Source organism: Rhodococcus sp. NPDC003383, from assembly GCF_053589115.1.
Genome location: NZ_JBSFRG010000002.1, coordinates 54,451 through 68,909 on the forward strand (window position 1 = coordinate 54,451; position 14,459 = coordinate 68,909).

The following is a 14,459-nucleotide window of genomic DNA, read 5'->3' on the forward strand; positions in this document are numbered from 1 at the left end:
ATCGATCACCTTGTCACGCAATATCGTTCGCAAGCAGATCCACCTCGCCGCCCACTTCCCGGGGGTCAACAACACCACCGTGTGGGCAGACCCGGCCTCGAAGAGCCAGATCGACTTCGAGTCGTTCGTGCACCTCGCGCGCACCGCCGAGCGCGGCAAGTTCGACTTCTTCTTCCTCGCCGAGGGATTGCGGTTGCGCGAACACCGCGGCCGCATCCACGACCTCGACGTCGTCGGCCGGCCCGACACGCTCACCGTGCTCGAGGCGCTCGCCGGCGCCACCACCCACCTCGGGCTGGCCGGCACGATCAACACCACCTTCAACGAACCGTACGAGCTGGCGAAGCAGTTCGCGACGCTCGACCACCTGTCCGACGGCCGCGCCGCGTGGAACCTGGTCACGTCGTCGGATGCGTTCACCGGCGAGAACTTCCGTCGCGGCGGCTTCCTCGACCATTCCCAGCGCTACGTCCGCGCGGCCGAAGTGGTCGACGTGGTGCGGCAACTGTGGGACGGCTGGTCCGAACGTGGGCCCGTGATCGACCGTGAGGCCGGAATCTTCGCCGCCGACAACGACATCGCGCCGTTCGACATCCACACCACCCAGTTCGACATCGCGGGGCGCTTCGAGGTGCCGCGCAGCCCCCAGGGGCATCCGGTCTTCCTGCAGGCCGGCGACTCCGACGAGGGACGCGAGTTCGGGGCCGCGAAGGCCGATGCGATCTTCAGCCGCCACGGCACCCTCGAGGAGGGGCGGGCGTTCTACACCGATGTCAAGAGCCGCCTCGCGAAATACGGCCGCAGTCACGACGACCTGAAGATCCTGCCCGCCGCGGCGTTCGTCCTCGGTGACAGCGCCGAGGACGCGGAAGAACGGGCCCGGCACATCCGGCTGCAGCAGGTCGGCCCGCAGACCGCGATCGCGTTCCTCGAGCAGGTATGGGGCCGCGACCTCTCGAACTACGACCCGGACGGGCCCCTGCCCGACGTCGACCCCGAGGACAACGTGACCATCACTCGCGGCCGCGTCCGCCACGCGAAGGATCCGCGCGCGGTTGCCGAGGCGTGGCGCGCGAAGGCCGAGGCCGAGAACCTCAGCATCCGCGAACTCATCATCGAGGTCACCGCGCGTCAGCAGTTCGTGGGCACCGCCGAACAGGTCGCCGCCGAGATCGACCACTACGTGCAGACCGACGCGAGCGACGGTTTCATCCTGGTGCCGCACCTGACCCCCGGCGGCCTCGACGAGTTCGTCGACACCGTCGTGCCGCTGCTGCAGGAACGCGGCAGTTTCCGCACCGAGTACGACGGCACCACCCTGCGCAGCCACCTGGGCCTGTGCCACCCGCACGAGACGAACGAAGGAGTCCGAGCATCGTGACCACAACACTCGACCACACCCGATTCCTCGAGGACTGGAAGCAGTGGCACGCCGCCCGCAACGACGCGCTGCGGCAGCCGCTGGGCTGGCTCAGCCTCACCGCGCTGCACTGGCTCGACGAGACCCCCACCGAATTCGACGAAGCCCCGGGGATCTGGCACACCGCCGGTGACACGGTCGTGCACGTGCACGGTGACACGGTCGTGCACGTGCACGGTGACGAGACCGGTACCTACGAACCGGTCGAGGGTGCGCCCGGGCTCGAGGTGGAGTTCGACGGCGGTTACGTCGAGATCATCCGCCGCACCGGTCGTTTCGGGATCCGTATCCACGACCGGAATGCTCCCGCGGTCGCCGCCTTCACGGAAGTACCGGTGTACGAGCCGGATACGAAGTGGGTTCTCAACGGCCGTTTCGAAGCGTTCGACGAGTCGCGCACCGTGACCACCGGCGCCGTCGTCGACGGTCTCGAACATCATCACAGCGCAGCCGGGCTCGTCCGGTTCGACCACGACGGCAGCGAGCACACGCTCGTCGCGTTCGGCGAGGTCGGCGGGCCATTGCGGGTGTTGTTCACCGACGCGACCAGCGGGGTCACCACCTACCCGGCGGCACGCGCGCTCGACCTCGGTGTCCCGGACGAGAACAACACCGTCACACTCGATTTCACGCGGGCGGCGAATCTGCCCTGCGCGTTCACCGACGCCGCGACCTGCCCGATCGCGCCGGCCGAGAACCGGCTCCCGTTCGCCGTCGAGGCGGGCGAACGCAATCCCCGCACATCGCAGAATCCGGAGTGACCATGGCTGTGACGAATCCGGTTCCGCTGTCCGTGCTGGACCTGTCGCCGGTCAGCGAGGGAGCGACCGTGCCGCAGGCACTGCGCAACACGGTCGATCTCGCGCGGAAGGCCGAGGCGTGGGGTTACCGGCGCTACTGGGTCGCCGAGCACCACTTCGTCGCGGTGGCCTCGTCGTCCCCGGCGGTGCTGATCGGCGCGGTCGCCGCGGCCACGAGCACCATCCGGGTCGGGGCGGCGGCGGTGCAGCTCGGCCACAACACCGCCGCGGGTGTCGTCGAAGCATTCGGCACGCTCGACGCGTTCCATCCGGGGCGGATCGATCTCGGTCTCGGCCGTTCGGGCCAGCGGCGCGCGGAAGCGTTGAAGGCTGCCGCATCCGGTGTCGAGCCCCCGGCGCCGCGCGCCACCGAGATCCGGAACGGCCTGGTGATCCCGCCGCCGTTCCCGACCGGCCGGATCCTCGCCTCGCCGCGTCTCGCGGCCTCGTTCGCGGCGCTCCAGCAGCCCGGCGCGCAGTCGCCGGACTTCGACGAGCAGGTCGCCGACATCCTCTCGTTGCTCGACGGCACGTACCGCACCGCCGACGGCATCGAGCTGCACGCCCATCCGGGGGAGAACGCCGACGTCGAGGTGTGGGTGTTCGGGTCGAGTGCGGGCCCGTCCGCCGCCCTCGCGGGCCGGCTCGGACTGCCGTTCGGGGCGAACTATCACGTCGCACCGTCCAGCACGGTCGAGGCCGTCGAGGCATACCGGGCAGCGTTCCGTCCGTCGAAGTACCTGGCAGAGCCGTATGTGGTGGTCTCGGCGGACGCCGTCGTCGCCGACGACGACGCGACCGCCCGCGAGCTCGCGTCGACGTACGGGCACTGGGCCCACAGCATCCGCTCGGGTCAGGGCGCCGTGCCCTACCCGGACCCGGCGACCGCGGAACCTCTCACCGCCGAGGAACGGGAACTCGTCGACGATCGTCTCGTCACCCAGTTCGTGGGTTCCCCGGGCACGGTCGCCGAACGGCTCGACACGTTGCGCCGGGTCACCGGCGCCGACGAACTCGTCGTCACGTCGGTGACACACCGGCACGAGGACCGGTTGCGGTCCTACGAACTGCTCGCACGGGAATGGGGGCTTGCGGGGCTGCGCGCCGCCTGACCGTGTCCGGGCCGAATGTCACGGCGGTTCGGATAGGCTGAACCGCTGTGACATTCGGCGATGACGGCGAGGCGCAGGACCAGGAACTTCCGGAGTGGGCACGCGCTCTCGGGCTCGCGCCACATCCCGAGGGCGGCTGGTACCGGGAGACCTGGCGCAGCGACCTCGAGCTGCCCGCCACGGCCCTGCCCGGCTATCCCGCGTCCCGCAGCGCCGGAACCGCGATCCTGTTCCTGCTCGTGCCCGGGCAGCAGTCCGCGTGGCACACGGTGCGCGGTGCCGAGCTGTGGCTGTACCACCGGGGAAGTCCGGTGCTGCTCGAGATCGCGGAACCGGGACCGGAACCCGGTGAGATCACCGAATATCTCGTCGGTCCCGACTTCGCCGAAGGCCACCGGCCGCAGGTCGTGGTGCCGCCCGGCCACTGGCAGCGAGCCCGGCCGGCGGGAAGCGAACCGAGCCTGGTCGGGTGCGTCGTCGTGCCCGGATTCGACTTCGACGACTTCACTCTGGCCGGCAGCTGAACCGGCACGTGCATTTCGCCGGATTCGGGTCTTTGATGTGGGTATGAGTGTCGACAGGAGTGCGGATCCGCTGCGCTTGGCCGCGGGAGCCGCGACGGTGCTGGCCGGTGCGGTCGGGAGCGCGATGGGCGTGAGCATGGACCTCGCCCGCCGGTTGCCCGGCGTCGCGTCGGCCATCGACGGCCTCGAGGCGCGCGGCGACGCTGCCCTGCGCGCGGCGGATGCCGCCGTGGACCGCGTCCTGCGCGTCGTCGTGCGGAAGGTCGTACAGGCGGCGTTGCTCGAAGTGGACATCACCGCCGTCGTCCGCGACCACGTCGACCTCGACGCGATCGCCGAGGGCATCGACGTGGGCCGCATCGTCGACCGGGTCGACATCGACGGGATCGCAGAGCGGATCGACATCGACCGGATCCTCGACCGGGTGGACATCGACGGTGTCGCTGCGCGCGTGGACGTCGAGAAGATCATCGCCCGGGTCGACATCGACGGGATCGCCGCGCGCCTGGATCTGACGCCGATCCTGGACCGGGTGGACATCGACGCGATCGCGGCGCGGGTCGACGTGGACGCGATCATCCGGCGTGTGGACCTGATCGGTCTGGCCGGCACCGTCATCGAGGGCGTCGATCTGCCCGAGATCATCCGGGAATCCACCGGGACGATGTCCACCGAGGCCGTGCAGGGGGTGCGGACCCAGGGCATGCGTGCCGACGACGCGGTCTCCGGATTCGTCGGCCGCATGTTCGGGAGGCACCCCGAGCACCACGAGCACGAGGGGCAGGGGTGAGCGAGCATCGGCCCGCGGGCATCGTCACGCGGGGTCTCGCGGCGCTCCTGGATCTCGGCGTCGTGCTCGCGGGTATGGGCGGCCTGTACCTGTCCTGGGCGCTGATGCGGTTGCTGTTCTCGCCGCAGCAGTTCTCGTTCCCGGACGTGCAGGTCGTCATGTCGATCACGACCTGCAGCGCACTGTCGGTGCTGTACCTGGCGGCGTGCTGGGCGACGACCGGTCGCACCGTCGGCTCGGTCGTGATGGGCCTTCGGGTCGTCGGGCGCAACCGGCAGCTCATGGGCTGGCTCCGCGCGCTGATTCGGGCCGGGTTCTGCGTCGTGTTCCCGGTCGGGCTGATCGTGGTCGCCGTCGATCGGCGACGACGGTCGCTGCAGGACATCGTGCTGCGGACCACGGTCGTCTACGACTGGCAGCCCGATCCTCACCTCGCCGAGCCGCACGGCGGACAGTGAAAACTCCGCCGGAACACCGTTCCGGTCATACTCGAAGCAGATTGAGATCGAAGACATACAGGAGAACTCGGTGGCACAGGGCTTGAAGTTGGGATACAAGGCGTCCGCGGAGCAGTTCGGTCCCCGGGAACTGGTGGAGCTGGCGGTGCTGGCCGAGGAACACGGCATGGATTCGGCGACAGTGTCCGACCACTTCCAGCCGTGGCGGCACAACGGTGGGCACGCTCCCTTCTCGCTGTCGTGGATGACCGCGGTCGGCGAGCGCACGAAGCGCCTGCAGCTCGGCACTTCGGTGCTGACCCCCACCTTCCGGTACAACCCGGCCGTCATCGCGCAGGCGTTCGCGACGATGGGCTGCCTCTATCCGGGCCGCGTCATGCTCGGCGTCGGCACCGGTGAGGCCCTCAACGAGATCGCCACCGGCTACCAGGGCGAGTGGCCGGAGTTCAAGGAGCGGTTCGCCCGGCTGCGCGAATCGGTGCGGCTGATGCGCGCGCTGTGGACCGGCGACCGCGTCGACTTCGACGGCGAGTACTACACCACGAAGGGTGCCTCGATCTACGACGTGCCCGAAGGGGGCATCCCGGTGTACATCGCCGCGGGTGGGCCGGTGGTCGCCCGGTACGCGGGCCGCGCCGGTGACGGCTTCATCTGCACCTCCGGCAAGGGCATGGAGCTCTACAACGACAAGTTGCTTCCGGCGGTCGCCGAGGGCGCCGAGAAGGCCGAACGGGACGTCGCCGCGATCGACAAGATGATCGAGATCAAGATCTCTTACGACACCGATCCGGACGCGGCGCTCGAGAACACCCGGTTCTGGGCTCCGTTGTCGCTCACCCCGGAGCAGAAGCACTCGATCGAGGATCCCATCGAGATGGAAGCGGCCGCGGACGCGCTCCCCATCGAACAGGTCGCCAAGCGGTGGATCGTGGCGTCGGATCCCGACGAGGCGGTCGAGAAGGTCAAGGCGTACATCGACGCCGGACTGAACCACCTCGTGTTCCACGCGCCGGGTCACGACCAGAAGCGTTTCCTCGAGCTGTTCGAACGGGATCTGGCGCCGCGCCTCCGCGCGCTCGCCTGATACCGCGATCTTGCAGTGCGGGGTGTCTCACACGCGGAGTCGCCCCGCACCGCATTATGGTGGCTCCCATGAGTGCCGCTGCGGGATCCGTGTCGAGCATCTACATCGCGTCTCCCGAAGGCGACACCGGGAAATCCACGGTGGCGCTCGGCATCCTGCAGATGCTGTGCGCCTCCGCCGCCCGCGTGGGTGTGTTCCGGCCCATCGCACGCTCGGACGCCGACCGTGACTACATTCTCGAGCTGCTCCTCGAACGCATCACCGTCGACCTCGACTACGACGACTGCGTCGGTGTCACCTACGACGAGGTGCACGCGGACCCCGATGCGGCCCTGAGCGAGATCGTGTCCCGATACCACGCGGTCGCCGACCGGTGCGACGCCGTCGTGGTCGTCGGCAGCGACTACACCGAGATCGCGAATCCCACCGAACTGTCGTACAACGCGCGGATCGCGGCGAACCTCGACGCGCCGGTCCTGCTCGCGCTGCGCGGGTCGCGCCGAACCCCCGCCGAGATCGCGCAGCTCGCCGCGGTCTCGTCCGCCGAACTCGCCGCTCACCATGCCCATCTGACCGGGATCGTCGTCAATCGCTGCAACCCGGACGAACTCGACGCCGTCGCCGCGCGGTTCGCCGGGCATCCCGTGCCGGTATGGACGCTGCCGGAGGTCCCGATCCTGGTGGCGCCGACGATGGCCGAACTGCAGGCCGTCCTGCACGGCGACCTCTACAGCGGCGATCCCGAACTGCTGCACCGCGAAGCGCTGCGAGTCGTGGTGGGCGACATGACCGCCGAGCACATCCTCGAACGTCTCACCGAGGGAGCGGCGGTCGTCGTGTCCGCCGACCGTTCGGACGCCCTGCTGGCCCTCGTCAATGCCGATGCTGCAGAAGGGTTCCCGTCACTGGCGGGCATCATCCTCAACGGGGGACTGCGGCCCCATCCCGCGATCGCGCAGCTCGTCACAGGTCTCGAACCTACCCTGCCCATCCTCACCACCGATCTCGGCACGTTCGACACCGCCTCCGCCGCGGACCGGACCCGCGGGCGCATGGTGCACGGTGCGCAGCGCAAGATCGACACCGCGGTCGCGTTGATGGAACAGCACGTCGACGCACCGACGCTCCTGGGCCGGCTGAGTCTTCCGCGCCCGACGGTGACGACCCCGCAGATGTTCGAATACCAGCTCATCGACCGGGCCCGCGCGCAACGCCGGCACATCGTGCTGCCCGAGGGCGACGACGACCGCATCCTCCGCGCCGCCGGCCGGGTTCTGCAACGCGGCATCGCCGACATCACGCTGCTCGGTGACGAACCGCAGATCCGCCGGCGCGCCGCCGCACTCGGCATCGACCTCGGGAAGGCGGAGACGATCGACCCGCGGACCTCCGAGCTCGCCGAGCGTTTCGCCGCCGAATACGCCCGGCTGCGTGCGCACAAGGGCATGAATCTCGATCGCGCCCGCGAGATCATGCGTGACATATCCTATTTCGGCACCATGATGGTCCACCTGGGGATCGCGGACGGCATGGTGTCGGGGGCGGCGCACACCACCGCGCACACCATCCGCCCGTCCTTCGAGATCATCCGCACCCGGCCCGGCGTCTCCACCGTGTCGAGCGTCTTCCTGATGTGCCTGGCGGATCGCGTTCTCGTATACGGCGACTGCGCGGTCGTGCCCGACCCGTCCGCCGAGCAGCTCGCCGACATCGCGATCTCCTCCGCGGAGACCGCGGCCCGTTTCGGCATCGAGCCGCGGGTCGCGATGCTGTCGTACTCGACGGGCGACTCCGGGATCGGCGCCGACGTCGACAAGGTGCGCAGTGCCACCGCGCTGGTGCGGCAGCGACGGCCGGATCTGCCGGTCGAGGGCCCGATCCAGTACGACGCCGCGATCGAGCCCACGGTCGCGAGCGCGAAACTCCCCGGGTCCGAAGTGGCCGGTCGCGCAACGGTATTCATCTTCCCCGATCTGAACACCGGCAACAACACGTACAAGGCGGTGCAGCGCAGCGCCGGCGCGGTGGCCGTCGGACCGGTGCTCCAGGGCCTGAACAAGCCGGTCAACGACCTCTCCCGAGGCGCGCTGGTCCAGGACATCGTCAACACGGTGGCGATCACCGCGATCCAGGCACAGGAGGACTGATCCATGACTGCCACCAACGGAGTGACCGCCGGAACCGTGCTGGTGCTGAACTGCGGTTCGTCGTCGATCAAGTTCCAGCTGATCCACCCGGAGACGGGGGAGTCGGTGGTGCACGGGCTGATCGAGCGGATCGGTGAGCCGGAGGGGCGGATCGTCTTCCGCCACGCCACCGGAACCGAAGAGAAGATCGGACCCATCGCCGATCACCGCACGGGACTTCGCATCGTGCTGGACATGGTCGAAGGGCTCGGACGGTCGCTGCACGAGGCCGGCATCATCGCGGTGGGACACCGGCTCGTGCACGGCGGCGGGCTCTTCTACGAGCCGACGCTCATCGACGACGCGGTGGTGCGCGCGGTCGACGACCTGTCCAGCCTTGCGCCCCTGCACAACCCGGCCAACGTCGTCGGCATGGAAGTCGCCCGCGCGGTGCTGCCCGACATCCCGCACGTCGGTGTGTTCGACACCGCGTTCTTCCACGACCTGCCGGCCGCGGCCGCGACGTACGCGATCGATCGGAAGATCGCGGCCGATCACGGCATCCGTCGGTACGGATTCCACGGCACCTCACACGAATACGTCTCGCGGCGGGCAGCGGAGTTTCTCGGCCGCGACTACTCCGAGCTCGGTCAGATCGTGTTCCACCTGGGGAACGGGGCGTCCGCGGCCGCGATCGCGGGTGGCCACCCGATCGACACCTCGATGGGGCTCACCCCTCTCGAGGGCCTGGCCATGGGAACCCGTTGCGGCGACGTCGATCCGGGTGTGCTCATGCACCTGAAGCGCAGCGCCGGTATGGATGTCGAAGCGATCGACGACATGCTGAACCACAGCTCGGGACTCAAGGGGCTGTGCGGTGTCAACGACTTCCGGGCGTTGATCCGGCTGATCGAGGAGGGATCCGCGGACGCGAAACTCGCCTACGACGTGTACGTGCACCGGATCCGGAAGTACCTCGGCGCGTACATGGTCGAACTCGGCGGCGTCGACGTGATCGTCTTCACCGGCGGGGTGGGGGAGCACCGGTCCGAGGTCCGGTTGGACGCGCTGGCGGGACTCGAACGGCTCGGGATCGTCGTCGACCCCGAGTCGAACGCGGCCGAGAGAGGGGACGAACGTCGCATCTCCGCGCCGGAATCGAAGGTGGAGGTGCTGGTGATCCCGACCAACGAGGAACTGGCCATCGCCCGGGCCGCGGCCGCGTTCGCAACAACCTCGTAGGGCTGACCGTCGGGTCCGCCGACGGACAAGACATCAGCGCGCTGTCGGCTGCGCGCGGATATCCCCCGGCTGCGCGGGTTCGGTTGACAGATGCCACGGTCAGAGGAGGCTGCGAGGGCGGATCGCGTTCGCCAGGTCGACGAGGGTGTACCGGTGCGTGCGCGCCGGTGCGCTGCGTGCCAGCGCCCGCAGCGCCGCCTCGGTGCCCCTCCGCAGACCCTTCTCGGTGAACGGGACCCCGAGGATCGGATCGAGGGACTTACGGGAGGCATGGCCGGCGCGCACCCACTCGAGGGCCGTGCCCAGCACCAGTGTGCGCATCTGCAGGGCGCGGCCCTCGTCGAGGGGCAGAGCGTCGACGCGGTGCGCGGCCTCGCGCAGTTCGGCCTCGGTCACGTCGTCGATCGGTCTGTCGTGCAACATGATCAGGATGCTCGTCATGCTGGCCACACTGTGGTGCCGAGACGTCGCGGGCACCTGGTCGAGGGTCGCGACCGCGCCGGCCAGGTCGTGACGGTCGGCGAGCTGACGGGCCAGTCCGAACGCGGCACTGACGATGTTGTGGTCGGTGCGCCACACCGTCCGGTAGTAGTTCTCGCAGAACTGCCGCCACGCCTCCGGATCGTCGCTCTCCCATTGCTGCAGAATGAGTTCCGCGGTCGCGGCCAGGGCGATCTTCGGGGCGGTCTCGCCGGGTAGCGCCTCGAGCACCCGTTCGAATCGGTCGAACGCCGTCTGGAATTCACCGAGCAGCAGCGCGGCGATCCCGGCGTGCCAGTCGATCCGCCAGTCCATGCCCAGGTCGCGTTCGAGATTGCGGAGGATCTCCTCGGCCCGTTCCCCGTGCCCGAGGTCGAGGTGGGCGCGGACCTCGGCGAGGGCGATCTCGCGGGAGAACGAGACGTCGGCGGTGCCCACGACCCGTTCGAGCCCGTTGTCGCGGGCGTGCCGCAGTGCGTCGAGTGTCTGCTGGGGCTCGCTGTGCACGGCAGCGGCGAGCAGCGCCGCGCTGGGGTCGTTCGGATCGATCAACGGAACCGGAAGGGCCCCGGCCACATCCCGCGCAGAGATGTTCTTGTCGCGGACGATGCCGTCGACGAACACGTCCGTCTGCGCGACGGCCTCATCGGTGCCGAAGGTGGTGCGCTGGCGACTGAACTTCGCCGACAGCCCGGGGTGCTCGGTGCCCGTCTGCTGGGACAGGACCTCGCGCAGCACACCGGTGAGCTGCCCGGCCATCTCGTCGGCGGACCGGAACCGCCGTTCCGGGTCGGGATCGGTGGCGCGCAACAGCAATCGATGGAACGAGTCGTACTCGGCGAGCAACGGTGCCTGTTCGGTCGTGGGCAGCCCGTCGACGTAGCGGCCCTTGTCGACGGGCAGGTCCAGCGTCAGCGCTGCCAGGGTCCGGCCGGCGGTGTAGATGTCGGTGACCGGAGTCGGTCCGGTGCGGACGATTTCGGGTGCCTGGTAACCCGGCGTGCCGTACAGGTAGCCGTAGTCCTCGATGCCCGAGACCGCCCCGAGATCGATCAGTTTGGTCTGCTCCTCGGTGACCATGATGTTCTCGGGTTTGAGGTCGTTGTAGACCAGTCCGATCTCGTGCAGATAGCCGAGCGCGGGCAGGACGTCGAGGATGTACGCGATGGCCTGCTCGATCGGCATCCGTTCCGGTTTGGTGTAGGTGTCGAGGATCTCGCGCAGGGTGTGCCCGCCGACGTATTCCATGACGATGTATCCCATCGGGACACCGTCCGGCCGCGGATGCTCGACGAAGTTGTAGATCCGGACGATGCTCGGGTGCGAAACCTCCGCGAGGAACTGCCGTTCGGCCATCGCGACCGCCTGCGCCTCGGCGTCGCCGGCGTGCAGCAGGCCCTTGAGCACGACCCAGCGATCGCTGACGTTGCGGTCGACAGCCAGGTAGATCCAGCCCAGCCCGCCGTGCGCGAGACAGCCCTTGATCTCGTACTGCCCGGCGACCAGATCTCCGGGGGCGAGATTCGGGGTGAACTCGAACGGCGTGCCACACGACGGGCAGTTGCCCGAGGAGGGTCCGGGACCGGAGGCGGTGCTGCGCCCCACCGGTTTTCCGCACTTCCAGCAGAACCGTTTGCCCTCGGCGACCCGAGGATCGCGCAGGACGACACTCGCCGGATCGAGCGGCGCCGGAACCGGGACGTCGACGAGACCGGCGATGCGCCGGCGCAGCAGTCCACGGGGACGCGATCGGCGGCTCGAGCCGCGCTGCGACGGCCCGGTCGGCGGGAGGGAGGCACGCCGGGTCGACTCCGTGGACTGCGCCGCGCCGGGGCGTGGGCTGCGCTGGGTCGACTCGGTGGGCTCCGCCGCGTCGGGGCGTGGGCTGCGCTGGGTCGACTCGGTGGGCTCCGCCGCGTCGGGGCGTGGGCTGCGCTGGGTCGCCGGTCCGCCGGGGAGTTCGGTATCGGCCATCGGATCGTCCCTCAATCCACATACGTCGCGGTGGGCGGTGCCGGTGTCGGCCCGAGGACGGAGAGCCACCTGTCGTACAACTCCGCCCAGGTGCCGTCGCGGCGGATTCGTTCGAGTGTGCCGTTCACGAACCGCACGAGATCGTCGTTGCCCAGGGTGATGCCGACACCGTACGGCTCCACACCCATCGAGGCGCCGACGATCTCGAGATTGGGATCCTGGGATGCGAGACCCGCGAGGATGGTGTCGTCGGTGCTCACGGCCTCGACCTGCCCCTGCTGCAGGACGACGAGACAGTCCGCCCACGCCGGCACGGTCAGGATCGACGCCGACGGCTGCACCTGCTGCATGCGGGTCAGCGAGGTGGTTCCGCGCACGATACAGACCCGCCGGCCCGCGAGATCCGCGGCATTGCGGATGTCCGATCCCTTGACTACCAGGACCCGCTGCTGGGCCAGGAAGTATGTCGACGAGAAGTCGACGCGTTCCCGGCGGGCGCACGTGATCGACATGGTCTTGGCGACGATGTCGACGGTGGAGTCCTGCAGCGCCTGCTCGCGGTCGGCAGAGTTGAGGATCCGGTAGTCGATCAGGTCGGGATCCCCCAGCAGATCGCGCGCGATCTCCCGGGCGATGTCGACGTCGAAACCGGCGATGCGGCCGGTGGCCGGATCACGGAAGCTCATCAGATTGCTGCCGGTGTCGAGACCGACCACCAGCCGGCCGCGGGCACGGATCGCGTCGAGTGTCGGTCCGGTCGTCGCGCCGTCGGGCCGCAGGCTCGCGGTCGGATCCCCGCAGTCGGGCATTTCCGGTTGCGCAGTGGGGGAGGGCGCCAAGGTGGCGCGTTCGGGCAGCGGCACCTCGCTGTAGGGGACCTCGACCCGGGGCAGCGGGGACACCGGCGTCGACGCGCACCCGGCGACGGCGACGACACTGCACAGTGCCGCCACCATCAGCGCCACGCGGCTCCTCACTGGTACTCCCGAAGTCGAGGCCACAATCCGATGGTGACACCGATCAGCGACACCAGGGTGAGCACCACCGCGGCAGGTGCCAGCGCGGACAAGAGCTGGGAGGCGCGGTCCTCGTTGGAACGCAGCTGGGAGCGCGCCGCCTCGATGCCTTCGGCCAGGGCGTCGTCGACGACGGCGAACTGGGCCGCCGATTCGTTCGGACCCGGACCGACCGCCAGGACCGCCGCTGCGGTGTAGTCACCGCGCTGCAGAGCGGCCACCGTCCGTTCGTGCGATTCCATCCATTCGTTGCGGGCGGCGATCGCACGGGCCACGGCATCGTCGGTGACAGCGTCTCCATCCGGGTGGGATTGCAGTAGCTCGCCGAGCCGGGCCATGGACTGTCGGAACGCGGCATCGTATTCGCCGGTGCTGTCCCGCCGGGCCAACAGCAGCGTCTCGGCGGTGCGGGACTGCTGGGCGGTGATGCGGGCCGCGGCGACCGTCCCGAGCGGCTCGGCGCCGTCACTGATGGCGCGTTGCGTCGCACTCGACGACACCAGCCCCGCGACGAGCAGCCACACCAGCAGCAGGCCGGTCGCGGCGATCGACAGGAGCAACCCGGGATTGAGGGCACGCCGGCTGATGCGGGAGATGATCAGGTGGATGCCGCCGAGCGCGGACACTGCGGCGATGAGCAACCCGATCGAGAACCACGGTGGCCGGACCGCGGCGTGCTGGGTGTCCATGACGGCACGGACACCGAGCATGTGCAGTTCCTGTGCCATCGGCAACAGCGAGGTCTGCATGAGGTTCGACGCTTCGCCGAGGTACGCGCTGCCCACCGGATTGCCCGAGCGGTTGTTGGCCCGGGCCGTCTCGATCAGGCCCGTGTACACGGTCAGCCGCCCGGAGATCCCCGACAGGAGGCGGGCACTGTCCGGGTCGTCATCGGCACCGATGGCCGCCGCGACCAGCTGCGCCGACGCCTCCGCCACGGCCTGCTCGTACCGCTCGCGGACGGCCTTCGGTTCGATGCCGCCGGAGATGAACCCGGTGACCGCCGCCGCGTCGGCGACGGACAACGCGCTGTAGAGATCCTGGGACGCGTCCGCCAGCGGCTCGATCGTCGACAGCAGATGATCGTGCGTGGCCTTGCGGCTGCTCACCGTCTGGGTCGCGACGAACCCCGAGATCGCCACCAGGATCGACACGAGCGTCCCGAGCACGATGAGCTTGGCGGGTGTCGAGCGCAGCACGGCACCCAGATCGTCGGGCACCTGCGGGCCGCTCGACCGTCCCTGCTCGAAAACCCGGGCGGTCCGTGTCTCGGGGGCCCGCTGCTCGGCGTGGTCGGGGCCGGGGTCGATCGTGGGGTGTAGGCGAGGGTCCACCAATCGCCCCTTTCGGTGTTGCACAGTCCTTGGCGAGCATATAAGCAGTACGAACAGGAATGCGCTGCGCGAGTGCGTCGGAACAGGGGTTCGACAGCC

The 14,459-nt window shown here is 69.3% G+C and carries 12 protein-coding genes; 9 read left to right on the top strand and 3 right to left on the bottom strand.

Annotation, left to right across the window (positions count from 1 at the left end; translation table 11 throughout):
* Window positions 1-10 precede the first annotated feature (10 nt).
* The 9 genes from ACWDTS_RS02185 to ACWDTS_RS02225 all read left to right on the top strand — a co-directional run bounded on the left by ACWDTS_RS02185 (window position 11) and on the right by ACWDTS_RS02225 (window position 9,556).
* On the top strand, window positions 11-1,381 hold the full coding sequence (locus ACWDTS_RS02185) for an NtaA/DmoA family FMN-dependent monooxygenase (protein WP_450109414.1): 1,371 nt from the start codon (window positions 11-13) through the stop codon (window positions 1,379-1,381).
* Window positions 1,378-2,181: a DUF1684 domain-containing protein gene (locus tag ACWDTS_RS02190; protein ID WP_197250308.1), complete on the top strand. Its 804-nt coding sequence runs from the start codon at window positions 1,378-1,380 to the stop codon at window positions 2,179-2,181. The genes ACWDTS_RS02185 and ACWDTS_RS02190 overlap by 4 nt, the downstream gene beginning before the upstream one ends.
* Before the next feature lie 2 nt (window positions 2,182-2,183).
* Window positions 2,184-3,332 carry an LLM class flavin-dependent oxidoreductase gene (locus tag ACWDTS_RS02195; RefSeq protein WP_450109412.1) on the top strand — a complete coding sequence of 383 codons (1,149 nt, stop codon included), beginning with the start codon at window positions 2,184-2,186 and terminating at the stop codon, window positions 3,330-3,332.
* 47 nt (window positions 3,333-3,379) lie between these two features.
* Window positions 3,380-3,856 (top strand): cupin domain-containing protein, encoded by a 477-nt coding sequence (locus ACWDTS_RS02200; RefSeq protein ID WP_248672994.1) that lies wholly within the window; start codon window positions 3,380-3,382, stop codon window positions 3,854-3,856.
* A gap of 43 nt (window positions 3,857-3,899) precedes the next feature.
* On the top strand, window positions 3,900-4,646 hold the full coding sequence (locus ACWDTS_RS02205) for a hypothetical protein (RefSeq protein WP_197250305.1): 747 nt from the start codon (window positions 3,900-3,902) through the stop codon (window positions 4,644-4,646).
* A complete protein-coding gene (locus ACWDTS_RS02210) occupies window positions 4,643-5,104 on the top strand; it encodes an RDD family protein (RefSeq protein WP_197250304.1) in 462 nt (153 codons plus the stop codon). The genes ACWDTS_RS02205 and ACWDTS_RS02210 overlap by 4 nt, the downstream gene beginning before the upstream one ends.
* Before the next feature lie 70 nt (window positions 5,105-5,174).
* The gene (gene fgd / locus ACWDTS_RS02215) at window positions 5,175-6,188 is read left to right on the top strand and encodes a glucose-6-phosphate dehydrogenase (coenzyme-F420) (protein WP_197250303.1); all 1,014 of its coding nucleotides are present in this window, start codon (window positions 5,175-5,177) and stop codon (window positions 6,186-6,188) included.
* 68 nt (window positions 6,189-6,256) lie between these two features.
* On the top strand, window positions 6,257-8,335 hold the full coding sequence (pta, locus tag ACWDTS_RS02220) for a phosphate acetyltransferase (RefSeq protein ID WP_197250302.1): 2,079 nt from the start codon (window positions 6,257-6,259) through the stop codon (window positions 8,333-8,335).
* A gap of 3 nt (window positions 8,336-8,338) precedes the next feature.
* Complete coding sequence (locus ACWDTS_RS02225; RefSeq protein WP_248672996.1) at window positions 8,339-9,556, top strand: acetate kinase; 1,218 nt, start codon at window positions 8,339-8,341, stop codon at window positions 9,554-9,556.
* A gap of 99 nt (window positions 9,557-9,655) precedes the next feature.
* Here the strand turns inward: ACWDTS_RS02225 and ACWDTS_RS02230 are convergent, their stop codons facing one another.
* From ACWDTS_RS02230 to ACWDTS_RS02240, 3 genes are read right to left on the bottom strand one after another with little or no spacing between them, the layout of a single operon-like run.
* Window positions 9,656-12,010, bottom strand: a complete 2,355-nt coding sequence (locus ACWDTS_RS02230; protein ID WP_197250301.1) for a serine/threonine-protein kinase — start codon at window positions 12,008-12,010, stop codon at window positions 9,656-9,658.
* An 11-nt stretch (window positions 12,011-12,021) separates the two neighbouring features.
* A complete protein-coding gene (locus ACWDTS_RS02235; RefSeq protein ID WP_197250352.1) occupies window positions 12,022-12,966 on the bottom strand; it encodes a glutamate ABC transporter substrate-binding protein in 945 nt (314 codons plus the stop codon).
* A gap of 17 nt (window positions 12,967-12,983) precedes the next feature.
* The gene (locus ACWDTS_RS02240) at window positions 12,984-14,360 is read right to left on the bottom strand and encodes a hypothetical protein (RefSeq protein ID WP_450117493.1); all 1,377 of its coding nucleotides are present in this window, start codon (window positions 14,358-14,360) and stop codon (window positions 12,984-12,986) included.
* Window positions 14,361-14,459 lie beyond the last annotated feature (99 nt).